19 protein-coding genes and 5 pseudogenes are annotated in these 23,933 nt (G+C 68.7%); 7 read left to right on the forward strand and 17 right to left on the reverse strand.

The annotated features are described in order from the left end of the window. Positions 1-270 precede the first annotated feature (270 nt). The 3 genes and pseudogenes from AB0947_RS37995 (at position 271) to AB0947_RS38005 (ending at position 5,575) form a co-directional block, all read left to right on the forward strand. Positions 271-4,155 carry a ricin-type beta-trefoil lectin domain protein gene (locus AB0947_RS37995; RefSeq protein WP_366754951.1) on the forward strand — a complete coding sequence of 1,295 codons (3,885 nt, stop codon included), beginning with the start codon at positions 271-273 and terminating at the stop codon, positions 4,153-4,155. 72 nt (positions 4,156-4,227) lie between these two features. Then, positions 4,228-5,087 (forward strand): annotated as a pseudogene (locus AB0947_RS38000) (IS5 family transposase). A gap of 80 nt (positions 5,088-5,167) precedes the next feature. Next, the gene (locus tag AB0947_RS38005; protein ID WP_366754952.1) at positions 5,168-5,575 is read left to right on the forward strand and encodes a DUF4265 domain-containing protein; all 408 of its coding nucleotides are present in this window, start codon (positions 5,168-5,170) and stop codon (positions 5,573-5,575) included. Here the strand turns inward: AB0947_RS38005 and AB0947_RS38010 are convergent. Then, positions 5,539-5,787: a hypothetical protein gene (locus AB0947_RS38010; protein WP_366754953.1), complete on the reverse strand. Its 249-nt coding sequence runs from the start codon at positions 5,785-5,787 to the stop codon at positions 5,539-5,541. The genes AB0947_RS38005 and AB0947_RS38010 overlap by 37 nt on opposite strands. 385 nt (positions 5,788-6,172) lie before the next feature. Beyond that, entirely contained in the window at positions 6,173-6,328 is a 156-nt protein-coding gene (locus AB0947_RS38015; RefSeq protein WP_366754968.1) for a hypothetical protein, read from the reverse strand. Here AB0947_RS38015 and AB0947_RS38020 point away from each other — a divergent pair. Then, positions 6,323-6,718: a hypothetical protein gene (locus AB0947_RS38020; RefSeq protein ID WP_366754969.1), complete on the forward strand. Its 396-nt coding sequence runs from the start codon at positions 6,323-6,325 to the stop codon at positions 6,716-6,718. The two genes, AB0947_RS38015 and AB0947_RS38020, sit on opposite strands and share 6 nt — an antisense overlap. A gap of 213 nt (positions 6,719-6,931) precedes the next feature. Here the strand turns inward: AB0947_RS38020 and AB0947_RS38025 are convergent. The 12 genes and pseudogenes from AB0947_RS38025 to AB0947_RS38080 all read right to left on the reverse strand — a co-directional run. Then, positions 6,932-7,075 (reverse strand): annotated as a pseudogene (locus AB0947_RS38025) (hypothetical protein); the annotation flags it as partial. Beyond that, a pseudogene (locus tag AB0947_RS38030) lies at positions 7,042-7,257 on the reverse strand (hypothetical protein); the annotation flags it as partial. The pseudogenes AB0947_RS38025 and AB0947_RS38030, both read right to left, overlap by 34 nt. Positions 7,258-7,669: 412 nt before the next feature. After that, positions 7,670-7,801 (reverse strand): hypothetical protein, encoded by a 132-nt coding sequence (locus AB0947_RS38035; protein WP_366754954.1) that lies wholly within the window; start codon positions 7,799-7,801, stop codon positions 7,670-7,672. Between the two features lie 675 nt (positions 7,802-8,476). Next, complete coding sequence (locus AB0947_RS38040) at positions 8,477-11,311, reverse strand: FAD-binding and (Fe-S)-binding domain-containing protein (RefSeq protein WP_366754955.1); 2,835 nt, start codon at positions 11,309-11,311, stop codon at positions 8,477-8,479. 151 nt (positions 11,312-11,462) lie between these two features. After that, positions 11,463-12,296, reverse strand: coding sequence for a DUF6282 family protein (locus AB0947_RS38045; protein ID WP_366754956.1), 834 nt, complete (start codon positions 12,294-12,296; stop codon positions 11,463-11,465). Beyond that, a complete protein-coding gene (locus AB0947_RS38050) occupies positions 12,289-13,146 on the reverse strand; it encodes a nitrilase-related carbon-nitrogen hydrolase (protein ID WP_366754957.1) in 858 nt (285 codons plus the stop codon). Before AB0947_RS38050 ends, AB0947_RS38045 begins: the two co-directional genes overlap by 8 nt. After that, positions 13,143-14,093, reverse strand: a complete 951-nt coding sequence (locus AB0947_RS38055) for a glycine betaine ABC transporter substrate-binding protein (protein WP_366754958.1) — start codon at positions 14,091-14,093, stop codon at positions 13,143-13,145. Before AB0947_RS38055 ends, AB0947_RS38050 begins: the two co-directional genes overlap by 4 nt. A gap of 57 nt (positions 14,094-14,150) precedes the next feature. Next, positions 14,151-14,909: an ABC transporter permease gene (locus tag AB0947_RS38060; RefSeq protein WP_366754959.1), complete on the reverse strand. Its 759-nt coding sequence runs from the start codon at positions 14,907-14,909 to the stop codon at positions 14,151-14,153. Beyond that, positions 14,906-15,877 carry an ABC transporter ATP-binding protein gene (locus AB0947_RS38065; protein WP_366754967.1) on the reverse strand — a complete coding sequence of 324 codons (972 nt, stop codon included), beginning with the start codon at positions 15,875-15,877 and terminating at the stop codon, positions 14,906-14,908. Before AB0947_RS38065 ends, AB0947_RS38060 begins: the two co-directional genes overlap by 4 nt. A 25-nt stretch (positions 15,878-15,902) precedes the next feature. Then, entirely contained in the window at positions 15,903-16,550 is a 648-nt protein-coding gene (locus tag AB0947_RS38070) for an ABC transporter permease (protein ID WP_366754960.1), read from the reverse strand. A gap of 160 nt (positions 16,551-16,710) precedes the next feature. After that, positions 16,711-17,517 carry an IclR family transcriptional regulator gene (locus AB0947_RS38075; protein ID WP_366754961.1) on the reverse strand — a complete coding sequence of 269 codons (807 nt, stop codon included), beginning with the start codon at positions 17,515-17,517 and terminating at the stop codon, positions 16,711-16,713. A gap of 155 nt (positions 17,518-17,672) precedes the next feature. After that, on the reverse strand, positions 17,673-18,596 hold the full coding sequence (locus AB0947_RS38080; protein WP_366754962.1) for an alpha/beta fold hydrolase: 924 nt from the start codon (positions 18,594-18,596) through the stop codon (positions 17,673-17,675). Between the two features lie 539 nt (positions 18,597-19,135). On the opposite strand from AB0947_RS38080, the gene AB0947_RS38085 reads away from it, so the two are divergent. Both AB0947_RS38085 and AB0947_RS38090 read left to right on the forward strand, forming a co-directional pair. Next, complete coding sequence (locus AB0947_RS38085; protein ID WP_366754963.1) at positions 19,136-19,270, forward strand: hypothetical protein; 135 nt, start codon at positions 19,136-19,138, stop codon at positions 19,268-19,270. Positions 19,271-19,360: 90 nt separating this feature from the next. Then, the gene (locus AB0947_RS38090; RefSeq protein ID WP_366754964.1) at positions 19,361-20,365 is read left to right on the forward strand and encodes an aldo/keto reductase family protein; all 1,005 of its coding nucleotides are present in this window, start codon (positions 19,361-19,363) and stop codon (positions 20,363-20,365) included. A gap of 463 nt (positions 20,366-20,828) precedes the next feature. On the opposite strand, the pseudogene AB0947_RS38095 reads toward AB0947_RS38090, so the two are convergent. Continuing rightward, positions 20,829-21,460, reverse strand: a pseudogene (locus tag AB0947_RS38095) (S1 family peptidase); the annotation flags it as partial. Positions 21,461-21,806: 346 nt separating this feature from the next. Then, positions 21,807-22,124, reverse strand: a complete 318-nt coding sequence (locus AB0947_RS38100; protein ID WP_366754965.1) for a hypothetical protein — start codon at positions 22,122-22,124, stop codon at positions 21,807-21,809. 439 nt (positions 22,125-22,563) lie between these two features. Between AB0947_RS38100 and AB0947_RS38105 the strand changes: the two genes are divergently transcribed. Next, positions 22,564-23,163, forward strand: coding sequence for a DUF6058 family natural product biosynthesis protein (locus AB0947_RS38105; protein ID WP_366754966.1), 600 nt, complete (start codon positions 22,564-22,566; stop codon positions 23,161-23,163). A 341-nt stretch (positions 23,164-23,504) separates the two neighbouring features. On the opposite strand, the pseudogene AB0947_RS38110 reads toward AB0947_RS38105, so the two are convergent. Then, positions 23,505-23,933: pseudogene (locus AB0947_RS38110) on the reverse strand (alpha/beta hydrolase); the annotation flags it as partial.

The raw sequence follows: 23,933 nt of genomic DNA on the forward strand, positions 1-23,933 counted from the left end.
CCGTGCTGCCCCCGGCACCAGTTCAGGAGCCGGGGGTGCTTCTGTGCATTCTCCCCATCGGGAGCCACCGAATTCCGCTTGACCTGAGCCATGGCGCGCTCTGGTCAGTGGATCACGCGGGCGGGGCCCTGACCCGCCCCACAAAAAGGACAATACGATGAAGCAGAAAGAGCTTACGTGAGACGGTTTTGGCCAGCGGCCGCAGTATTGTCCGGCCTGCTGCTATCTCTCTTGCCAGCGCTGCCGGCGCCGGCGGCACCCCTCTCGGCCATGGCCGCATCGGCGGCGGACAGCGATCCGGAAGACGGCACTCTGACGCCGGGTGGCGACCCGCCTTCGACCGGACCGGGGGCTGTCGGGCCTGATCTCAGCTCCGCCAACCGTATAGGCCCGCTGTCCGGTATGCCGGACTGGTCGCGTGCCGGATATCTGGGTGGCCAGCCGCTGCCCGGCGACGGCGACATGAATCCCGACCCCACCTGCAATGTCACCCCCGATCAACTGGCTTCCAAGTACCGGGTGATCGCGAACGACCGTGTCGATGACACCACGGGGCTGCAGAAGGCGATCGATGACATCAAGTCCAACTGCTCGCCGACGGCCAACTACCACAAACTCTCCCTGATCACCTTGCCGGCCGGCCGGATCGACGTGTCCCGGCAGATGTACGTCGACGCCAGCTTCCTGACCATCCGCGGGCAGGGCTCCGGCGACGGCGGCACGAAGTTCGTCTTCCGGCCCGACACGGACACCCGGTACGACACGCTGACCAACGGTCGCTGGTGGCAGGACGCCATGGTCTACGGCGCGGCCCCCGACGAGGGTTCGGGTGGCTGGGTCTGGCCGGGACGGGGCATGTTCCGAGTGCAGACCCGGACCGTTGCCGCCCGCTACCAGGACGAATGGTCGGCGGCCCCCGCCAACCGCAAGGACCTGTTCGAGGGCAGCATTAACCAGCACTGGGTCTCCGGGCTCAAGCTGTCCTCCCCTGCCGGCGACCCCGGGTTCTCCGCCCGCCAGGGGCAGAGCGTCGTGCACCTGGACCCCAAGGCCAACATGAGCAAGCTCACCGTGGGCGCTTACGTCTGGGTGGGCGCGGCCAACAGCCGCAACTTCTACGCACAGCAGGGCATCAGCGGCGATGACGAGGCGCTTGAGGATCCCCTCATGATGCGCCAGCAGATGTTCCAGGTCGCCAGCTTGGACACCACGGCCAAGACGGTCACGCTGGACCGACCGCTGGAGTGGGACCTGCCGGTGGACGACACCTCGGACGGCTCCCGGCAGTATCTCGCGAAGCTGACTCCCAGCAAGCTCACCCCGCTGGAGATCGTCGAGGGCGTCGGGTTCGAGAACTTCGCCTTCACCCAGGACATGGCCGGCCTGCCGATGCTGGACGGCAGTACCTTCCAGGGGACCCCTGAGCAGGCCGTGAACAACTACGGCAACATGGCGCCCGAGTACGCGATGCACGGCATCGTCTTCAAGTGGGCCGCCAACAGCTGGGCACGCGGGCTCACCGCCACGATGACCGGCTCGCACCCGATCGTCACCGAGGACGCGCTCAACCTGCAGATCGAGCGCAACAGCTTCGACGGTTCCTGGAACAAGGGCAAGGGCGGCAACGGCTACCTGCGCGGCAGCCGCGTCTGGAGCTCGCTGTACGCGTACAACCTCAGCCGCCACCTGCGCCACTTCACCTTCCAGTGGTCGGCCAGCGACAACGTCGCTTTCCGTAACGACCTCGACTCCGACCTGAACCTGCACGGCGGTTGGGAACACAACAACCTGTTCGAGCAGAACACGGTGGTGGTCGCCTACGACCACCGCTCGGGCAGCTGCACGGCCAACTGCGGTGGGGAAGGCGGTGAGATCGACGAGGGGACCTGGTATCCCATCTGGTGGGCGGCCGGCCCGAAGGCGATCAAGTGGTCCGGTTCCTCCGGGGCGCAGAACGTCTTCTACAACAACTCGATGATCAAGCAGGCCACCCCCGGAGGGGATTACGCGGACTATGCGCCGTACGGCACGCGGGAGGGTACGGCCTTCGAGTTCGGGTCCGACAACGACGACCCGGCGAAGTTCCACCACCTTAGCCAGGACGGGCAGGTTATCCCGGACTGGACCGGCCGCGAGACCGCGAACTACCTCGGGCAGGGCGTGGTGGCCCGCGACATGAGCGGCCAGCCGTCGCTGTTCCTGCGCGATCCCACTATCGGCCAGCTCGCCCCGAGGGACATCGGCGACCGGGACATGACCACCTGGAACATGCAGGGGGCGAATATGGGGACTAACAGCGACAGGTGGAATACTGATGTCGCTCGGTTGGCCCGGAACACACAAATCGTGGCGCTCCAGGAAGCTGGACCCGTCGCGCCCATGCGGATGATCCTGGATGGTGCCGAAACACCAATCAACCTATACGTACCGCGTGGGATTGCCGGTACTTATATTCCCGGACTGGGTCATAGTAACGGTCAGCGGAGGGTGAGCATACCTCTGGCGAATGCTTCAGCCGCACAGCTGCCACAACTCGGATACGGAGACCGCGTGAGGCAGCAAATCTGGGAGATGCCCGACGGGCAGCGCCGGATTATCTATTTTCTCCAGACCGACCCACACCGCGTGAACGGAAGAGACACATACCGCGGCGGCCAATTCAACCTCGCTTTCGTCACCCGCGGATCGGCCCGCGACGTCGCCGCCATACCCGGTGTTGATGGGGGTCGAGGGTCGCTGGGTTTGCGATTCGGCAACACCTGGTATTTCAACGTGCACGCATCGTCCGGCAACGGCGGCGCGGACGCTGGAATCCTGCTGCAGCGTATCAATACCTTCGTCACTAACCGCGCTCGGCAGGAGAGCTGGGTCGTCATGGGTGACTGGAACCAGACTCCGACCCAATTGCTGAACAGGCCGGGATTCCCGGTGGGCGCAGGCGTCATCAGCGCCGGCCGCCCGACGCAGCAGCGAGGAAGAATTATTGACTACTTCGTCACCTCCTCCCAGGTGACCGGGCTGCAGACGACACAGCTGGAGAGAAGGCCCCTAGACGCACCCCTACGGGTGTATCGCAGCGACCACGCCCCGGTTCACTTGGGCGCATTGGCCGCCGCGGCCGAACCGCAGGACCTTTTCCGAAATCCCCGGGCGTTGACGAACATGACGGCCGGCGGCGTGCTCACCGTCGACGACCCCGACAACCCGGGCTCCCTGTCCACCTCAGTCCTCCACCGGCAACTCGGCCAACGCTGGAAAGCGGTAACCAATGTCAACGGGACGATCAGCTTGACGGCCATCCTTGCGAACGCCGCCGCGTGCCTCGCCCTCCTGCCTGCCCTCATCCCTAGTGCCTCAGCAAGTCCAGTCCCCAGTGCGGTGACCGACTGCAATGCAGATGATCCGAGCCAGCAATGGGATTTGGACTACCAGGGCAACGACGAGTGGCACCTGCGCAACCATGCGCAGAGCAGTCAGTGTTTGATCGGTGATGTGAAGGACGACCCCAGACAGCACGAGCCCGTCGGCGTGGCCGACTGCACGAACAGCCCCGCCCCGCAGGCTCTCAACTGGACATTCACGGAGCCCAACACCTTCTTCCCGCAATTGCTCTCTCCTGAGGACTCGGACCTGACGGACCGCATAGCAGGACCGGTCAGCATGGAGAACCTCAACGTCGGCGCGCTCATGACCGTGACGGACGGGGCGACTAGCAACAACTCCACGGTGGGCCAGTTCGAGCGCAACGGCGACACCTTTGGGCACCCGCCGGCCCCCAACCAGGGCTGGAACGTCGACTGGCTCTCCGATGGGCTGACCGCCACACTGAGAGGGGTGGGGAGCAACCGTTGCATCCAGCCTCGCGACGGCCTCGATGATGCCCCCGGCACACAATTGGTCATCATGGACTGCGACAGCAGCAACGTGCACCAGCAATGGACCGCCCTACAACACGTCGCTGGCGACCAGACCCTGGTGCAATGGCGGAACGTGGCTGACGGCCTCTGCATGGACGTCGCGGGCGCACCCACCGACCCGGACGTGGGCAACCTGATCGTCTTCAACTGCAGCGAAACCGCCGCCAACCAGCTGTGGGCAATGACGCCGTACGATCCGACCGGTCTGCCGGTCCTCCCCGACGACGACGAGACGTAAAGACCCACAACATCGAAAGACCATCGGCCCGCGCCGCCACCAACCGGCGCGGGCCGACCTGTGGGGTGCGGGGTGGCTCGGCCGAAGCCGTGGGAAGTCGACGACGAGTTGTGGGCGGTGGTGGAGCCGCTGTTGCCGAAGGTGGAGCGCCGGGCCAATCATCCTGGCCGCAAGCGGCATCCGGACCGGTTGGTGTTCCAGGGCATCCTGTTCGTCTTGCACACCGGGATCGCCTGGGAACATCTGCCACAGGAGCTCGGCTCCGGCTCGGGCATGACCTGCTGGCGGCGGCTGGCCGAGTGGACTGAGGCCGGGGTGTGGCCCCGGCTGCATGAGGTCCTTCTTGCGAAGCTCCGCAGCGCAAACGTCCTGGACTTCTCCTGGGCGGCCGTCGACGGCTCCCACATACGGGCGCTAAGACGGTGTCCTAAGGGGGCTCCGAGACGGGACGAAGCCCCGTTGACCGGGGCAGGACGGGCAGCAAGCATCACCTGATCACCGACGCCACCGGCATTCCGCTCGCTGTCACCTTGGCCGGCGGTAACCGCAACGACGTCACCCAGCTGATCCCCCTCCTCCAAACCGTGCCGCCGGTGCGGGGCAGGCTCGGTCGGCCCCGACGCCGCCCGGACGTGCTGCTGGCCGACCGCGGTTACGACCATGACAAGTACCGACGCCTGGTCTGGGATCTCGGCGTGAAGCCGCTGATCGCTCGCCGGGGCACCGAACATGGCTCCGGGCTCGGCACCCAACGCTGGGTCGTGGAGCGCGCGTTTGCCCACCTGCACTGGTTCCGCCGCCTGCGGATCCGCTGGGAGATCCGCGACGACATCCACGAGGCATTCCTCACCCTCGGATGCGCTCTTACCTGTTGGCGACGCCTGAACTCGCCCCGCCTGGTTCCGGCCGAGGCGGCTGGTGCAGGATCTTGAGGTCGGGATCCGGCTTCAGGAGGCACCCCATCACCATCATCACGCATGAGGACCCAATCGGCCGGGGTCCCAGTAACTACATGATCCACGCTGATCTGTCGGATCGGGAGGACGGCTGGCGTGAACAGCTTTGGACCCGACAGCTCGCGCCTGACCGGTTCGAGGTGGCCTGTCTGCCCTTCTTCACCTACGGCATCTGCTACCGCGACGTAGTGACCATAGACAGCAACCACCTGGTAACCGGCGTGCTGGAGAAGTCCGGCCACCGGACCCTCCGGGTCGCTCTCGTCATCGAGCACCCAGATAGGGTCCAGCTGCACGAACTCCTGCACGGCAGCACCATTGAGGCCGGCTTGCCCCACGAATGGCTCCAGGGGACCTACCTCGCGGTGGACCTCCCGCCGGGCACCGATCCGACAGCAGCACTCAAGAAGATCCTGGAGGCATCCGCTCAGACTGGCGCTCTCCACTGGGAGATCGACTCCTGAGCATTCCGATAGGAGTTCCAGGGTGTCGGCCCGGCACCCGCGGGGCCGCCGCCACCAAGAGCCAGGCCGACCGCCACTCTTTGGAAAATGAAACCGAGCAGCACGTCGGCGACAAGCAACACGACGGGCGGTGTGATGCGGAAGTACGTCGAGAGCACGGTGCCGAGCAGCGTCGCCAAGCCCAGCAGTACGACGAGTTCAAGACCGAGCATTTTGCTCCGGGGTCGGCGGCAGATGGGGGCCGGCCCGGACGTTGTCCCGGCGGCGGGCAGCAGGCCCCCGCTGTGGAGTAGACCGGGCGGGGCGTGTTCCGCGGGTGTGGGAGGGGGCGTGTCGGCTGGCGCGGAGCACGGGCCGGCGCAACTGAGTCCCGTTGCGTCCGCACGACCGATGGTCTCCGGTTGCAGCTCCGCTGCGCCTGCCCCGTCGCACGCGGTGATCACGACACACGTCAGGCGGACCGCGGACTGCGACGGGGGTCCGGACAACACGGTGGCCGGACCGTCGAAGGCGTCACCGCCCGAGTCGGCCGGCGGCTCCCGGCATGTCGTTCAGCGGCTACGGGCGGTCCCAGTCCGCAGTCCGGGTCGATCGCGGTCAGTTGCGCCGGGCGTATGTGGCGGCGGCCGGTTCCACCGCCGGCACGTGCTTGCCGAAGCCCGCGGTCACCTCGCTCTCGTGCGCGGCCGCTACCGCGATCCGGGCCGGGACGAGCGAATCGTGGACGCTGCGCTCGCCACGTATTGTGTGCACATCAGTGAGCCGAAGACGCTGTGCGGCCTGATGCCCGCCTACCGCCTTTGCACCGCCCGCTGGTCGCTGGTCGGCTTCGCCCCCGCCCGGCGCCCGCCGACCACCGCACCGGATCGGCAGCCCCCGGCCGACCCGGGCCCACCGGCCGCGCCCCGGCCCTCGGACCTGGAGCCGGGGAAGTGGGAGATACCCCGCGTCCCGTTGCAGTACGAGCGGGCCGTCCTCGCCGGCGCGGTGGTCCGCGAGAAGCTGCGCACCCTTGTCGTGCGGGGCCGGGCATATGACGTGGTTGTGAACCAGCAGGCGGCGATGCCCGAGCGGTTGCCCGGGCTCCCGGCCGCCGACCCCGAACACGGCGACCAGGACCGGAGGCCGGGCGCCGGGAGGTGATCGGCTTGACGGCGCTCCGGGCTTTGAGACAGTCCTGCACGGACGTGGAAGCCCTCGATTGGACGGTCGAGCGGCTGCGCCGTCTCCAGGATTGCGAAGGCTGTGGGTGGTGTCGTTGAGCTGGTAGGAGCGCAGGTCGCCGATGGTGCCGCCTTCGCGTCCGACGCAGACGTGTCGGCCGAGGTAGTTGTCCTTCTGGTAGACGCGTGCGGTGCGGCTGCTGTTGTTGATGATGGAGCTGCCGGTGCCGCGGATGTAGTCGGGCAGGTGTCGCACCGAGCCGTCGACGGCGCGTTGACGTAGGGCTGGCCGTTGAAGTTGATGTCGGGGTAGATGCAGACGAACCCGCGCGGGCACGCGATCTGGTCCCGGGCCACGGCGGGTGCGCCCGCGGTGGTGGTGGCGTGGGCGGGCGCGAGGCCGGTCAGTGATGCGGCCAGGACGGCCGGGATGGCGGCGGCAAGCAGCGCAGTCCTGGGGATGCGGGCTCGTCGTGCAGGCAGAAGCTTCACGGCTGTCCTGGCGGAACGGTTCGCCATTCCGCTTCGCGTCGATGTTCATTCAGACGAGCGAGTCCGCGCCGTCGTCCAGCCCGGCCACCGGCTACGCCGTCGCGGCCAGGGCGCCTGGGCGATCACCCAATCGCTCAGTTCGGCGGCGTCGTCAGGTGGGGGACGTCGGCGGGGGACAGGTCGGGCCGGACGCGATGCCAGCGCGCGGGATGGCGCCACCGACCGGAGGCGTCACGGGCGACATCGACGCCGACTAGCCGGGGGGATGGCCTCGGTAATCGCCTGCTCGAACGCCTCCTCGCTGCCGGGCCGGACATCGATCCGGGCGACCTCCGTGATCACGGCTGACCTCCCGTCCCGGTCTCCGGTTCGGCGGGCCGCGTGTGTTCGGCGACGGCGCGGGCGGTGGCCCCCGTCGCCACGATGGTCCGGGTGGCGTTCACCGAGGCGTACGTCCACAGGATCCGCAGAGGGGCGGTCGTGAGGCGTTGAAGCGGTGCGGTGTACCGGCGGCGACGTACGTGGTGTCGTACGGGGACAGCCGGTGCCCGGTGCCGTCGATCTCCACCACCGCGTCACCCTCGAGGACGACGACGCTCCCCGCGCAGTCGTGGGTGTGCGGGGCGTCCCGTGCCGGGTCCGAACAGGGTGATGCCGTTCAGGAAGACCCGCGCGCCGACCGTACGGGCGACCCGGGGGGTGGTGCTGACCCCGCCACCGCGCTGGAACGCCGGCAGTTCGGCGGGGCGCAGGACGGTGGGCGGGAAGGAGCCGCAGGGTGCGGCGGGTGCGTGGTTCGCGGCGGAGGCGGACGGGGGTGTGGTGTTCTCAGCTGGTTGAGATCGGCGCTGTCGCTCGCCCGCCTCGACGTGAAGGCATGGCCGTCCCGGACGAGCCGGACCCGCCCTGGACACGAGATCCGGCCGGGGCGCGGGTTGGCAGCCGTCGGGGACGGGCGCGATGGCACCGACAGGCCTCGACCGGGCCGATGAACGTGGTCGTCCGGGACCTGACGGCCTGACGACCGCAGCCAGCGTGTGACCGCCGCCTGCGGCAGCCTCCCGTCGCAGCGAACGGCGATGACCGCCAAGCGGTCGCCACCCACTACGGCGGCCCCGCCCGGGTCCGTGTCGATTCGCCAGTCGGCCCCGGGCGGAGCTGGTCCGTCCGCTCCAGTATCAAGCCCACCGTGCGACAGCTGCCACGGTTTCGGCCTCTGGCAGCGCCCCGGCGCCACTCACCGGGCTCACCTTCGTGTGGGCGATGAGCCCCGGAGGGCTTCGGCGATGATCTGCACGAGGTGGCGGCTGTGGAGGCCGGCCAGGTCGCGGACCTGAGTGCGGCAGGAGAACCCGTCGGCGAGGATCTGCCGGTCAGGACTGACGGATGCCTTGGCGAGGATGCCCTCTCGTGCGATTTTCTCGGAGATCTCGTAGTGGCCCTTCTCCATACCGAAGTTCCCGGCGAGGCCGCAGCATCCCGCGGAGATCTCGACGTCACAGCCCATGGCTTCCAGGAGCGCCTGATCCGCGTCGAAACCCATGACCGAGTAGTGGTGGCAGTGGGGCTGGACGAGCAGCTTCTCGGCTGCTTGCGGCGGCGTCCAGCCGATGGAGGTGACGAACTCGGCCATGGTCTTGACCGAGTGGGCGAGTTCGACGGCACGGGGGTCGTCGGCGAGGAGTTCCACGAGGTCCGAGCGGAGCGTGGCGATGCAGCTGGGTTCGATGCCGACGACCGTCCTTCCGTCCCTGACGTAGGGGAGCAGAACGTCGAGTGTCCTGCGCAGTCGGGCTTTGGCGGCGGTGAGCTGGCCGGTGGAGACGAGGGTCAAACCGCAGCAGGCCCCCGGGCCGGCGATCTCGACGTCACAGCCAGCGGCGAAGAGGACGTCGAGGGCGTCCCGGGGGATGTCCGGATCGATGGCGTCCGAGAAGGAGTCGACCCAGAGCACGACCTTGGCCCCGGTCTGCTTCGCGGACCTCGTCGGCGGTTTGCTCCGCCGGAACGGCTTTCGGGGCAGCGTCGGCAGCGAACGGCGAGGGTCGGCTCCCATCACCGCCGCCATGGCTCTGCGCAGCAGCGGGACGCGGCCGGCGAGGTTGACGAGCGGGGCCAGTGGCGCGGCGAGCCTGAGCCACTGCGGGAGCCGGCCGAGCGTGTAGTGGCTGAGCGGACGCAGTCGCCCCTTGTACGTCTGGTGCAGCGTTTCGGACTTGAACATCGCCATGTCGATGCCGGTGGGGCAGTCGTTCGCGCAGGCCTTGCAGCTCAGGCACAGGTCGAGAGCGTCGTGGACCTCGTGGGAACTCCAGCCGTCGGAGACCACGCCGCCGTTGAGCATCTCCTGGAGGATCCGCGCGCGGCCCCGGGTGGAGTCCTTCTCGTCGCGCGTGGCGGTGTACGAGGGGCACATGAAGCCGCCCTGTCCGCGGCTGTCGGCCCGGCATTTGCCGACCCCGACGCACCGGTGGACGGCATCGGTGATGTCTCCGCCGTCGTGCGCGAAGGCAAAGCCGTCGGTGGCACGCAGGCGCCGGGCCTGGGGACGGCGGAGGTCGGCGTCCAGCGGTGCCGGGCGGACGACGACCCCCGGGTTCATGACGTCTTCGGGGTCCAGGAGCGCCTTGAAGGTTTCCATGGCGCGCACGGCTTCGGGGCTGTACATGACGGGCAGCAACTCGGAGCGCGCGCGTCCGTCCCCGTGCTCGCCGGAGAGGGAGCCACCGTGCTCGGCGGCCAGCGCCGCGGCGCGTTCGAGGAACCTGCGCATGAGGGCGCCGTCGCCGTTGAGGGGGAAGTCGAGACGGACGTGGACGCACCCGTCGCCGAAGTGGCCGTAGGCCAGCCCGGAGACGTTCTCGGAGGCCATCAGGGCTTGGAGGCCGCGCAGGTAGTCACCGAGGCGTTCCGGGGGGACGGCGGAGTCCTCCCAGCCCGGCCAGGCCTGCTTGCCGTCGGCGGTGCGTCCGGCCAGGCCGGCACCGTCGGCGCGGATCTGCCAGAGCCTGGTCGCCTCGGGCCCCGCGGGCAGGACCAGGGTGTCGGCCGAGCCGGCTGCGGCGACCAGTTCACGTGCGGCCCCCACCGCCTCCTCCGGGCTGACACCGCCGACCTCGGCGATCAGCCATCCGCCACCGGCGGGCAGGGTGGGGACGCCGGCAGCACCGTGGGACCGGCGGACGACTTCGATGAGCTGTGCGTCCAGGCCTTCCAGGGCGAGCGGGCGGAAGGGGAGCAGATTCGGCACGTCGTCCGCGGCGGTGGCCATGTCGCGGTAGCCGAGGACGGCCAGCGCCGACGCCGGTGCCCGGGGCACGAGTGTGACCGTGGCTTCGAGGAGGATTCCGCAGCTGCCTTCGGTGCCGGTCAGGGCGGCCGCCAGGTTGTGTCCGTTCTCCGGGAGAAGGTGTTCCAGGGAGTAGCCGGAGATCTGCCGTCCGAAGCGTCCGAACTCGGTGCGCAGGACGGCCAGGTTCTGCCTGACGAAGGAGTCCAGACCGGGCACCGCGGCGAGACCTTCGGGCCCCGTACCGGCCGTGATGACGTCGCCGCGGCCGGTCAGCCATGTCAGGGACACCACGTTGTCGGCCGTACGCCCGTAGGACAGGCCGTGTGGACCGCACGCGTTGTTGCCGATCATCCCGCCGATGGTGCAGCGGGTGGCGGTGGAGGGATCGGGGCCGAAGCGAAGCCCGTACGGCAGGGCGGCGGCCTGCAGGGTGCTCAGGACCACCCCGGGTTCCACGACCGCCGTGGAGGAATCGGGGTCAACGGACAGGACACGGTTCATGAAGCGGGAGAAGTCGATCACGAGGCCGGGGCCTACGGCGTTGCCGGCGCAGGAGGTGCCTCCTCCCCGGACGGTGACCGGCACTCCATGGGCACGGGCGAGGTCGACAGCGGTGATCACATCGTCCTTGGACTTCGGCGTGAGCACGGCCTCCGGGACGATCCGGTAGTTGGAGGCATCGGTCGCGTACAGCGCCCTGGTCAGGGAGGAGCCGTCGACGAGGCCGCCGAGTTGTCCACGCAGGGCGTCGAGGAACGCCTCGTGGCGGGGCTTCGCATCGTCTGCCATGGTCGCTTCCATCGGGTGCTGCTCCTGAGGGGCCGTCGGGCCTGCCGGGGTGGACGTGGATTCGTGCGCGGCCCAGTCGGGTCTGCAATGGCTCGCGCGGTCGAAGGAAGCGAACCGCGTACCGCGCGTTGACCGCTTCCCTCGATGGCCGTCATGGGAGGACGAGGTGCCGAGGGGTGTCGCCGCCCGCGTCGCGGAGCCATCCGGGGTCCAGCCCCTCGGCGGCGAGCGCGAAGATGAGCTGTTCGAGGGCGGCGGGAGGCTCGGGGCTGTCGGGCTGTCCCGCGTCGGAGGCAAGGACCAGACGTGGCCCTGCCGCCCGGGCGACGGCAGCCAGTCGGGCAGCTGTCATCCCGGGCTGGTGGAAGAGCTGGTAGGCGGTGATCTCGACGTGGGCCCCCCGCTCGGCGAGTTCGGCGATCTCCCGCACCCGAATGCCGGGGACGGTGTAGGAGGGGTGGGTGAGCAGGAACCTTCCGATGCCCCGGGCCTGGGCCTGGTCCAGTAGCCACCGGCATTCCTCGCCGCTGACATGTCCCGTGCACAACACCGCGTCGTGCTCGGCGATCAGGTCGAGCACGAGGGCGATGTCCTTGACCGCGGCGTCGTCCGCGGGAAGGACCGGCGGGACGCACAGCACCGAGCGGTCCAGACGCTCGTCGAGGTCCCCCAGCCGTGGCAGTCGGGCGGTCTCCTGGGTGTGGGCGTCCGCCGTGGGGAACCACACGACCCGCCCGCCCGTGGACAGAGCCGAGAGGACGGCCGCCGGGTTGATCCCGCCGACGGCACGGTTGAGGGTGATTCCTCCCACCACTTCCAGTCCGGACGAGCGGCTGAGGGCGCTGGCCCGGCCCACGGTGGATTCGTGGTGGGCCTTCAGCACGAAGCCGCTGTAGCCGGCCGCCGCGTAGGCGGCCCCTATCTGGTCGTCGTACCCGATGCGGTCGAGGACGTCAGGAGCGGCATGGACATGAACGTCAAACACGGAACTGCTCCCTCTCGGAGCCAAAGGTGGTCGCGAAGGCTCCGGCGAGGAACTCGGTGCGGGACTCCGCGAGCAGGGGGACCTCTGCCCGAAGCCGGCGCAGGGCTGTCATGTCCAGCTCGGCGACAGCGGCACCCGGCTCGTCTCCGAGGGAGACGAGGACGCTGCCGTCCGGGCCCAGAACGCGTGAGCCGCCCCAGAACCGGGCCCCGCCGTCGGTGCCGCAGCGGTTGGCGAACACGACGTAGCACTGCAGCAGCACCGCGGCGTGCTCCAGGATCACCTCCCAGGTGCGGCGGATCCTGACCGGGTCGGAGCCTTCCACGCTGGCCACGGGCACGATCACGACTTCGGCGCCGCCCTGGGCCGCCAGCCACGGGATGACCGGATGCCACATGTCGTTGCAGATGGCCGTGGCGATCCTGGCCGCGCCGAAGCCTGCGGTCCGCAGCTCCGCGCCCGGCTGGAACGAGAGGTGCTCGTTCCACGGCGCGTAGGACACGGGCTGGAGCTTGCGCTGCAGGTGCCGGGTCCCGGTCCGCGGGTCGGCCAGCAGGTAGCTGTTCCAGGGCAGCCCGGAAGGGTTCTTCTCGGCGAAGCCCACGGCGACGCCCGCGGACACCAGGGCAGCCAGCCGCGGATCGTCGCTGGTGAAGAGGTCCGTCTCGGTGGGAGACGTGAATCCGTAGCCGGTGACCGAGAGCTCCGGGGTGACGGCGAGGTCGACCGGGCCGACTCTGTCGCGCAGTTCGGCGATGCGGGCGAGGTTCTCTTCGACCGCGCCGAAGACGGGTGCGGTCTGGAGGAGCCCTACGCGAAGCGTGGCCGGCTCCTCCCGGCTCCGCGTCACTTCAGCTTGTTGGCGCTGAGCCACTGGCTCGCGACCTCCTCCGGCCTCTTGCCGTCCACGTCGATCTCCGCGTTCAGCTTCTGCAGTTGGGCGGTGACCAGCAGCTTGCTCACCGGATCCATCACCGTCTGGATATTCGGGTACTTCTTCAGCACGGTGCCTCGGACGTTCAGGGAGAGGTTGTACGGCGGGAAGAACTTCTTGTCGTCCTTCAGGACCGTCAACCCGAGGGCGGATATCCGGCCGTCGGTGGCGAAGACCTCACCGAAGTTGCACGGATCGCCCTTGGCGACCGCGTTGTAGATCGGGCCTTCGGCCAGCTCCGCCGCGTCGCTCTTGGGGAGGTTGAAACCGTACGCCTTCTGCAACCCCGGCCACCCGTCGTCGCGCCCGAAGAACTCCGAGGCGCCACAGAAGCCCGCGTGGCCCGGATCCTTCGAGGCGAGTGTGGCGTAGTCGGAAAGCGTGGCAACGCCCAGCTTCTTCGCCGCCGATGTCTTCACCGCGACGGCGTAGGTGTTGTTCGCCGCGGCCGGCGGGAGCCACACCACGTCGTGTTCGGACTTGTCCAGCGCACTGACCTTCTTGTACAGCGCCTGGGGATCGGTGAGGTTCCCCCGCTGCTGCAAGGCCAGCCAGCCGGTGCCGGTGTACTCCCAGTACATGTCCACGTCGCCGCTGGTCAGCGCCGCGCGCACGGCGTTGGTCCCGCTCATGCCGCAGGTGCGTTTGACGCTCGCCCCCTGTGACTCGAGCCGCTGGGCGGTGATCTCGCACAGCAGCAGCTGCTCGGTGAAGTTCTTCGACGCGACGTTCACGGTGACCCCTTTGAGGGGGCCGCTCCTCGCCGGGCCGCTGCCCACGTCGGCGCCGCTGCTGCCGAGAGCACAGCCGCTGGTGAGCGCGAGGCTGAGCAGGCTCGCTGCGGCCGTCATGGTTCTGCGCATGCTGAAGCCCTTTCATGGTGCTTGAGGGTGTCTGGGTGGGACGGAGCAGGAGCGGTCTCAGATGCCGCGCGGGCGCAGGACCCGTTCAGCCAGGCCGGCCAGCCAGTCGACGGTCAGGGCCAGGGCCATCGTGAGGGCGCTGCCGACGACGAGCACCGGCGTCCTGTCGAGGGAGATGCCGGAGGAGATGACGGAGCCGAGGCCCCCGGCGTTGGTGAACGCGGCGAGGGTGGCCACGCCGACGTTGAGGATCAGTGCCACGCGGATGCCTGCCAGCATCACCGGGACTGCCAGAGGCAGCTCGATGGTGAACAGCACCTCCCGGGCGTTCATCCCCATGCCCCGGCCGGCGTCGATCAGCGCGGGGTCGACCTGACGGATCCCCACCATTGTGTTGCGCAGCACGGGAAGCAGTGCGTACAACACCAGGGCCACCACGGCCATCCAGAAGCCGACGCCGAAGACCATGGCCAGCACCACCAGCACTCCGATCGACGGCACCGCCTGGCTGGCGTTGGCTGCCGCGAGCACGATCACCCCCGCCCTGCTGATGCCGGGCCTGGTCAGCAGCACGCCGAGGGGGACACCGATGGCGACGGTCAACAGCGTCGAGACGACGACGAGTTGGACGTGCTCCCACAGGGCGGTCAGGACGACGTCCGGAGCCAGGCTGCGGGTCTCGATGGAGTCCAGCTCCAGGGAACTGACGTAGGCCCAGAGGACTCCCAGCAGGACGAGGACGGCCAGCGGCAGCACCCACGTGCGGGAGCGGCGGGTCCCCGAGCCGGCGGTTGCCCCGACGGCCCCGGCGCTCATGAAAGCACCTTCGCCGGCTGGGCTGCCGCGGTGAGCAGGGTCTGCAGGTCGAGGTAGCGGGTGCCGTCCCCGGGAACACTGACCTCGACGCCCTCCGCCCGTGAAGCCAGAACCAGCTCGAGTGCCCTGTGAACTGTTTCCCCGGCGTCTATGGCGATGGCGTTAGCCGCGCTGGGCACGTCGGAGGGTGCGGAGGCCATGACATCCGAGACCTTCAGCAGCGACAGTCGACGGACCGGGGCGCCGGACCCGACGAAGTCGCGGACGAAGTCGTCGGCGGGGTTGCTGAGGATCTCCAGGGGCGTGTCGAACTGGGCCAGGCGGGAGCCGGGGCCGAAGATCGCGATGCGGTCGCCCAGGCGGAGCGCCTCGTCGATGTCGTGGGTGACCATCACGATCGTCTTGCGGATCCGTTCCTGGAGCCGGAGGAACTCCATCTGGAGCTTTTCCCGCGCGATGGGGTCCACGGCGCCGAACGGTTCGTCCATCAGCATCACCGGCGGATCCGCGGCGAGGGCGCGGGCGACGCCGACCCTCTGCTGCTGGCCGCCGGAGAGCTGCCGGGGGTACCGGTCGGCATAGGTGGCCGGATCCAGTCCGACCATCTCCAGCAGCTCCTTCGCTCGCTGACGGCGCTCGGACTTCTTCACCTTGAGCATCCTGGGCACAAGGGCGATGTTGTCCGCGATGGTCAGATGAGGGAGCAGGCCGATCTGCTGGATGACGTAGCCGATGCCGCGCCGCAGCTCGTCCACGTCGGCATGGGTGACGTCCTTGCCGCCGATGAAGATCCGCCCGTGGGTCGGCTCGACGAGGCGGTTGATCATCCGCAGGGTGGTGGTCTTCCCGCATCCGGACGGGCCGACCAGGACGACGAACTCTCCTCGCTTGATCTCCATGGAGAGTTCGGAGACGGCTGCCGTCTCCTGGCCGGGGTATCGTTTGGAGACCTCGTCCAGAAAGATCATGGTGTCGGGGCTCGGGATGGGCCTGTCAGACATTCAATCCTCGCAGAGCGGTGATCTTGGCGATCACGATGAACAGCAGGTCGAGGACCAGAGCGACGAGCACCACTCCGATCACTCCGGAGAGAGCTTCTTCCAGTGCGTTCGCTCCGCCGATCCGCTCCAGCCCCCGGAAGATCAGCTGTCCCAGTCCAGGGCCGCGTACGACGGCTCCGATGGCGGCCGTCGCGACCAGCATGATCGTCGCCGTGCGGATCCCGTTGAGGATCACTGGCCAGGCCAGGGGCAGGACAACGGTGCGCATCCGCTGTCCCGGGCCCATGCCGAGGCCGCGGGCCGCCTCGACGGCGGCCGGATCGACCCCTTCGATGCCGGTCACCGTATTGCGCAGGATCGGGAAGATCCCGTACACGGAAAGGGCGGCGATCGTCGGGGCCACACCGAGCCCCAGGAGGGGGATCATGAGGGCGAACAGGGCGAAGGAGGGGATGGTAAGCAGGGACCCCGTCAGCGACAGCAGGGCGCCGCGCAGGCCGGGGGAGGACTGGGTGACAAGGGCGAGCCCGATTCCGACGATCGCGGAGATTGCGACACTGACGAGGACCAGCTCGATGTGTTGCTCGGTCAGGAACACCAGGTAGCTCGCGTTGTCGGCCATGTAGGAGATGAGCTTCACGGCGTAGCCGCCCCTCTCGACGGACGGCCTGCGAGCGTGTCCAGGACCGCCTGGCGGGGGCCGGCGGGGCCGGACTCGGGACGGGGAGGAGCGAGATGTCGCATGGTGATCTCCGGTTTCGTGGCTCGGACGGATGGTTGTCGGGTCGCTTAGGCGGCCGTCAGGGGTCGCTCGGATCGGCGCAGGAGCGCACGTCGGAGCCGAGGGAGGCCTGCAGGGCCCGCACCGTCGACAGCAGGTGCCCTCCGAATGCCTGGACGTGCGGCTCGATCCTGAACGCGGGGCCGGAGATGTTCACCGCCGCTTTGACCTGGCCGGTGAAATCCCTGACCGGTGCCCCGATGCCCATGAGCTCCGGGTCGAAGACGCGGTTCGCGACCGTGTATCCCCGCCGCCGGGCCTGCTGCACCTGGACGAGGAACTCGCGTGCCTCACGCTCCGACACCTGGTTCTCACCGCGTCGGACGACCTCGATGATGTGCTCGTCCTCGCAGTCCATCAGCAAGGCCATGCCACTGGAACTGCGGTGCACGGGGATCGTGCGGCCGACCCAGTTCACGGCCTCGATCGACCTTCGGGAGCCCTCTGACAGGACGGTGAGGACCTCACCGTCGCTGAGCACGCTCAGGTAGGTGCGTTCCCGGACCGTTTCGGTCAGCCTGAGCAGCAACGGGGCGGCGAGTTTGGTCAGCCGCTGGTCTCCCGCTCGCACCGCCAGCGCGAACAGCCGCCAGCTCAGCTCGTACCGCCCCGAACTACGCCGGTCGACCATGCCCGTCTCGCGGAGGCTCTTGAGCTGTCGGGACACGACGGACTTCTCGCGCTCCAGCACCCTGGCCACATCGGCCACGCTCAGGCCGTCGGGGAAGGCGGCCGGATCCGCGGACGCGAGCGCGTCCAGGATCGCCATCACCCGCGAAGCACCGCTCCGCGAGGCGGGGGGAGTCTGTTTCTGCTCAAGAGCCATACCGAATCCTAGGTAGCGGTATGCAGTAACTAGAGGGCGCACGTGAGGTACGCAACACGAGGTTGCATTTTTTGCACCGCTCCTCCGCGCGCCGCCTCCGGTGCCGGGCGGGACGGGACCCGTCAGGTTGCGTGCGGGGGCGGTCCGGGCCGCTGTCAGGCCGAGATGCTCCGGGGCCGAGCCGCCGAGGTGCTGAAGGCGGCGTCGAAGAACTCCTTAAGCCGGTCGCACAGCAGCAGGAACTCCGGGTGGTCGCCGTACATGAAGTCGTTGTGCCGCCCGTTGATCGTGTACAGGGTCCTGGGGGAAGCGGCCGCCGCGTACAGGGACAGGGCCTCGTCGTAGGGATGCAGCGAGTTCCGCTCACCGTGGGCGATGAACAGGGGTGTCGGCGCGAGGTTCGCCACCACGTTCTCCACCTTCAGGTCGAGGATGGACTCCGTGAACTGCAGCCGGGTGGGGTGCCCGAAGCCGTAGACCTGTGCCAGTTCCTTCTGGACGTAGTCGTCGGTGGCCGGGTCGAGCGGGTAGTGGGCGAAGGTGTCAGCGAGCTTGGACTCGCCCCGCAGCACTCGCTGCACCCGGTCCTCCTCCACCTCGTCGACGATCTTCAGGAACTCGTCGTAGGTGTGGATGGACTTCAGCCAGCGTTCCCCGTCGTAGAACCCGTTGAGGGACGCCACGGCCGCGACGTCGTCGCCGCCCTTCTCGGCCGCGAGGATGACATTGGCAGCGCCCATGCCCCACCCGATGAGGCCCACGCGGCGGGAGTCGACGTCGTCCCAGGAGCGGATGAAGGTGACCGCGTTGCGCACGTCCTGGGCCTGCTCCTCGATCAGGACCCGCCCCTTTTCGCCCTCACTGTCCGCCATGCCCCGGTAGTCGAAGCCCAGGCACACGAACCCGCGCTCGGTCAGCCGCTGAGCGAACAACTTCGGGTAGAACTCGTTGAACCCCTGGTAGCCGGAGTTGATGACGAGCGCCGGGTGCCGCTCTCCTTCCGGGAGGTCGTCAGGGTAGTAGGCGGTGGCCTTGAGACGGCTGCCCTCGCTGTAGAACGCGGTTTCCTTCTGGATCACGATGCTTCCTTGTGTAGGTCCGACTGGCCACACCCCGGCGCCCTCCGGGGCCAGAGGCGCCACAGGTCTTGGGCGGTCACTTTCGAGCCATGATGTGATGAACGCAACGTAGAGATGCATTATTTGCAACGCCTGACGGCAAGTGCAGTCGCAGCGGACCTGCGGGCCCGTGCCTTCCGGCCCTGAGGGCCGCGGTCTCCCTCCCTGGCACAGCGTCCCTGAAGCCGGAACCGGCGGCCGGAGGCGTGGTGCGGCACTGTCCGGAGAGGTAATGGCCGACACGGCCGTGCAGTACGGGCACACGTGTACGGCCTGCCGGGGACCGTGCTGGAACAGCCCGTGAGCAGCCCGAGTTCAACGGTGCCGTGACGTGGAACCTGGTCATCCCCGCCCGCCGGGTCATGGTGCACATGTGTGAGTGTCCGTTGCGATTTACGGCTGGTGCGCTTACATCTCAACCCGGGTTTTGCTTGTTGACAAGACATAAGTGCGGGATATTGTCGACGCAACTGCCCATCCGCATCCTCTCGGAGCCACCCATGCAACGCGTCGTTCAGTTCACCGACCGCCGGCAGGCCGAGGCCGCCGAGCCGGTCGGAGCTGAGCCGTCGCCCGACCATCTGAGAGTGCGGACCCGCTACTCGTGCGTCTCGGCGGGCACACGCTCCTTCTGACGCGCCTGCACTGGCCCGACGAACACCTGCCAAGTCCTCCTGCACCCGGCTGCGCCGACGGTGCGCACGTACCACCGAAGGATTGCTCTCATGGAGTACCGTCACCTCGGCCGCAGTGGCCTGGTCATCAGCGAGATCGCCTACGGCAACTGGCTCACGCACGGCTCACAGGTGGAGGCGGACGCGGCCACCGCCTGTGTGCATGCGGCGCTGGAGGTGGGCATCACCACCTTCGACACAGCCGACGTCTATGCGGCGACGCGCGCCGAATCGGTCCTGGGGGAGGCGCTGAAGGGCGAGCGCCGCGAGGGGCTTGAGATCTTCACGAAGGCGTACTGGCCGACCGGTCCGGGGCGCAACGACCGGGGCCTGTCACGCAAGCACCTCATGGAGTCGATCGAGGGATCGCTGCGCCGGCTGCAGACCGACTACGTGGATCTGTACCAGGCGCACCGGTACGACGTGGCCACGCCGCTGGAGGAGACGATGGAGGCGTTCGCCGACATCGTGCACTCCGGCAAGGCCCACTACATCGGTGTCTCCGAGTGGCCCGCGGAGCAGATCCGGCGCGCTCACGCGCTGGCGCGGGAGCTGCGCTTCCCCCTGGTCTCCAACCAGCCCATGTACAACGCCCTGTGGCGCGTCATCGAAGCGGAGGTCGTGCCCGCCTGCGAGGAACTCGGCATGGGTCAGGTGGTCTACTCGCCGATCTCGCAGGGAGTGCTGACGGGCAAGTACGAGCCCGGCGCCCGGCCCCCGGAGGGCTCACGGGCCACCGATGACAAGGGCGGGGCCGACATGATCGCGCGGTGGATGCGCGACGAGGTGCTCGAGGCCGTGCAGCAGCTGAAGCCGCTGGCCGCCGAGGCCGGGCTGTCCCTCGCCCAACTGGCCGTCGCGTGGGTGCTGCAGAACCCCAACGTCTCGGCGGCCATCATCGGTGCCTCACGGCCGGAGCAGGTCGTGGAGAACGCCAAGGCGTCCGGTGTCGTGCTGGAGGCCGACCTCATGGCCCGCGTCGAGGAGGTCCTGAAGCCGGTGGCGGTCACCGACCCCAAGCGGGTCCACGACAATGTGCCGCAACGCCGCCCTTGAGCCGACACGACCTCGCGAGCGATCGGAGGACCGTCCTGACAGGTGTTCCCCCGAAGCATCGCTGGCGGTCACGCCTGGAGGACTGCCTTGCCACGTCACGGCCGCACCCGTTGTGCGTCCGGCATTTCCCTGGGCGGGCCGGAGTGGCCCGCCGATACCTTCGGCGGGGATGAGGAGCAGGCGGTCGCAGCCGTGGAACCCAGCCGTCGGCTCCCGGCCGGCCCCGGTCGTCGCGCACTCGGAATGGCCGGCGCCGTGGGCGTCGCCCAGGGCGGCGTCCGTCGGAGGCGGGCATGGCGAGCCTCGCCTCGGCCTGCGCGTCACCGGCGCACGGGCGCGTCCGAGGCGCCGGCGCCCAGTGCGGTGCACGGGGGTGCCGCCGCCGACCGGCAACCGGATCAGGAGTCCGCCAGCTCGACCACGCCCGCAACAGCGCGAAGGCGCGGCGCTCCTGTCTACTGGCTCAGAGCAGGCTGACCCCGTGGACGCTCAGCGCCTCGGTGACCGGCTGGAAGAACGTGGTGCCGCCCGTGGTGCAGTCACCGCTGCTGCCTGATGTGAGGCCGATGGCCTTGTTCCCGTCGTAGAGCGGGCCGCCGGAGTCGCCGTGCTCGGCGCACACCGTGGTCTGGATCAGACCGTAGACCGTGCCGCCGCCCTGGCCGTAGCGGACGGTGGCGTCCAGCACGGTGACCATGCCGGAGTGCAGCCGGTGGTGGTGCCGTCGCGAGTGACCGTCTCGCCCACGTAGGCGTTCGCGGCGGTGTACCCGCCGGAGCGGCTGAGCGAGGGGTTGTCGTAGCGGACCAGGGCGTAGTCGTCTCCCGGGAAGCTGTATCCGACGTGGCTCCCGATGACGGTGTTGCGGTTCTGGTCTGCGTACCAGGTGCTGACGCTTTTGGCGCAGTGACCGGCCGTCAGGAAGTGGTAGGTGCCGTGCTTGACCACGTTGAAGCCGAGCGAGCAGGTCTACAGCCAGGGGCCGCCGACGCCGTAGATAGGATCGCCGTGATCCACCTTCAGGCTGAACGTGCCGGTGGTCCGCTCGACGCGCACGGCGTCCCCGTAGCGTGCCGCCGTCTGCCTGAGCGTGGCGAGGTCGTCGCGCGAGACCGCGGCGGCGAAGGTGGTGCGCTTGAACCTCAAGGCGGCCTCCTCAGGCGCAGCAAGGTCTGGCAGTCATAACTACGACAGATCGTGTCCCTGACAAGTTGATGACTGAAGTATTCTGATTAGCTCCCCGCGGGCTCAAGAGCCCGTAACGAACCGGTTACCGTGTGGAGTTGGTGGCCCGCTGAGCCGGGGAAGGTCTGCGTGAAAACGCATTCGTCAGACCGTGCAGCACCACGCAGTGGATCCTGGCACCTCAGGATCCACTGCGCTGCGCCGCACACCCTAGGGCACGATGTGGCCGGCCGCGCGGAAGAGGCGATACCACTCCTCACGGGTCAACGGCAATTCCGAGCCCGCCGCCGACTCGGCCACTCGACCAGGGTTGGTAGGTCCCGAACACCACCTGCATGTTCGCCGGATGACGATTGATCCACGCGACGGCGATCCCGGGCGGAGTCACCCCGTACCTCGCGGCCAACTCGTCGAGAGCGGCGTTCAGTTCCGCGTAGTTCTCGAGGTCGCCGATGAAGGCCCCGTGCCGCCGCTCGCCGCCCGTCCCCGCCCGGCAGCGCCGCCCCGGGCGGCCGGCCTCAGCCATCTCCGCCGCCGGCCTGATGTCCGGCCGTCCCCCTGCCGCACCCGTCACGGCCGCTTCTGCCTCATTCCTCAGTCCTGGGCCGTCGCCGGGTCGTGCCGGCCGTCGGCTGCCTCGGCCGCGCGGCTGCGCCCGGCCGTCGGCCCGTCTCTGTCGGTGGCCTCATGCCGGGCGGCAGCGGCTTGCCGGTGTCACCCCGGGCCCCGCTCCCCCTGTCGGCCACCGGCCTTCCAGGAGCACCCTGTGGCGAGCACCGCAGACGAGTCCGAGCAGCCCCTTGACCGGTTCGAAGGGACCCCCCTCCGTTGACCTCTCCATCACCCCCTCCGCGCCCCGCTGCCAAGGGCCGGGAGTTTCCGCAGGTCAGCCCCGGCGGACAGAGGGCCCCTCGCAGGTGCGACAACAGTTCGTTGAGTGCCGAACCGTCCGGTCTGTAGCGTGCGGAGTCCTGTGTGGGAGATGCCCGCGCTGATGATGCCGGAGGCCTCCTGTGCCGGAGACGGACCTGAAGCAGCGGCTCGTCGAGCGGTTCCAGGAGGTCAACGGGGACCATCCGATGACCGACGCGGATGACGTATATGTCAGCGCGCAGTTCGTTCCCCTGGAGGAACTGTGCGCAGTCCATGGCCGCGAAGCCGATGCGGTCCGCCGGCTGATGCTGAGGCAGCGTCTGCCGCTTCCGGGATATCTGCGCTCCGACGGCGCTGAGATGGTGCCGGCCGACCTGTTCGCTCTCGCCGAGGAGGCCGGCGGCGTGGACCTGCTCGAAGCGTGGTTCACCGCTCACTGGGCCGACCCGATCACCGGGAAGGCGGAGTGGAATGCGTATCTCAGCGGACAGTACGTGTGTCTGCACTCGGTGACCTCGGCCACCATTCAGCGTAAGGATCACCTGACGACCGCGATCGGCGCCGCGGCGAACGAGCCGGATGCCGGTTCAGCACAATGGTCGGAGCGGCTGCACGCTCTGGTCGACGAACTCGACGCCCTGGAGCCGGCGTTCACGGCCTATGACCGCCTTCGGTTCGGCGGACCCACGTCCCGGGACACCTGCATCGACGCCATGCGCGCCCGTTTCCCGCGCCCGTGACCCGGAGCCGTGGGTGGCATTCTGCGGATCGGTTGGGTCGTGCATGCCGCGCGGACTTCGGGACGTTCGACGAGGTGGCCGCGTTCGAAGCGGGCCCCGGCGCGAACGAGGGCGATGAGGTGGAGAGCGTTCACAGCCGCTGCACGGACCGGCTTCCGAACCAGGCTCAGCCGGCCGGGCACCCAGGAACCGCACGGACGCCACCGCCACCGTGGCTTCGTTCACGTTCAGCAGCAGCGTTTGTCGACGAGATTCAGCAGCGGTCGACGATCGACGGGCTCGCGAATGTTCATGTGAAATAACGACGTTGTGGCGCTGTCAGGGGAACGTCCCGCCGCTGTTCAGGGCAGGTACTCGATCAGCCGGTTGACCAGGTCGACCGGGCGCGACAGCGCTCCCAGGTGCCCGCCCGGAACCTGGTCGATGTCGATCCCGAGGCGGTCGCGCGTCACTCGGCGCTGGAACTCCAAGGGGAAGAACCGGTCCCCGGCCGCGGCGAGCACGCGTGTGGTCACGTCTGGCCACCGCTCGATGTCACAAGGTTGGCTGAACGCGACGTTGGCCTCAGGCCGCTCGTGCGCCGCGCTGGCAGCGACGATCTCGTCCGGCACGTCGTGAAGAAAGTAGGTGGCCAGGTCCAACTCGGTGGTGTACCCGCCTGCTTCGGCTGCCGCCACGCGGGCCTCCGTCGATCCGGTGTTGTCCCACCACTGTCCTGGCGTCTCGCCCGGCAGGGGGACCATCGCGTTGACCAGCACCAGCAGATCCAC

The organism is Streptomyces sp. NPDC047841, from assembly GCF_040704085.1.
In the GTDB taxonomy this organism is placed as follows: Bacteria; Actinomycetota; Actinomycetes; order Streptomycetales; family Streptomycetaceae; genus Streptomyces; species Streptomyces argyrophylli.

Excerpts from the sequence above, each read along its gene's own strand:
- AB0947_RS37995 (WP_366754951.1), top strand. The coding sequence starts at position 271 with ATGGCCGCATCGGCGGCGGACAGCGATCCGGAAGACGGCACTCTGACG.
- AB0947_RS38005 (WP_366754952.1), top strand. The coding sequence starts at position 5,168 with ATGATCCACGCTGATCTGTCGGATCGGGAGGACGGCTGGCGTGAACAG.
- AB0947_RS38010 (WP_366754953.1), bottom strand. The coding sequence starts at position 5,787 with ATGCTCGGTCTTGAACTCGTCGTACTGCTGGGCTTGGCGACGCTGCTC.
- AB0947_RS38040 (WP_366754955.1), bottom strand. The coding sequence starts at position 11,311 with ATGGCAGACGATGCGAAGCCCCGCCACGAGGCGTTCCTCGACGCCCTG.
- AB0947_RS38055 (WP_366754958.1), bottom strand. The coding sequence starts at position 14,093 with ATGCGCAGAACCATGACGGCCGCAGCGAGCCTGCTCAGCCTCGCGCTC.
- AB0947_RS38060 (WP_366754959.1), bottom strand. The coding sequence starts at position 14,909 with ATGAGCGCCGGGGCCGTCGGGGCAACCGCCGGCTCGGGGACCCGCCGC.
- AB0947_RS38065 (WP_366754967.1), bottom strand. The coding sequence starts at position 15,877 with ATGATCTTTCTGGACGAGGTCTCCAAACGATACCCCGGCCAGGAGACG.
- AB0947_RS38075 (WP_366754961.1), bottom strand. The coding sequence starts at position 17,517 with ATGGCTCTTGAGCAGAAACAGACTCCCCCCGCCTCGCGGAGCGGTGCT.
- AB0947_RS38085 (WP_366754963.1), top strand. The coding sequence starts at position 19,136 with ATGCAACGCGTCGTTCAGTTCACCGACCGCCGGCAGGCCGAGGCCGCC.
- AB0947_RS38090 (WP_366754964.1), top strand. The coding sequence starts at position 19,361 with ATGGAGTACCGTCACCTCGGCCGCAGTGGCCTGGTCATCAGCGAGATC.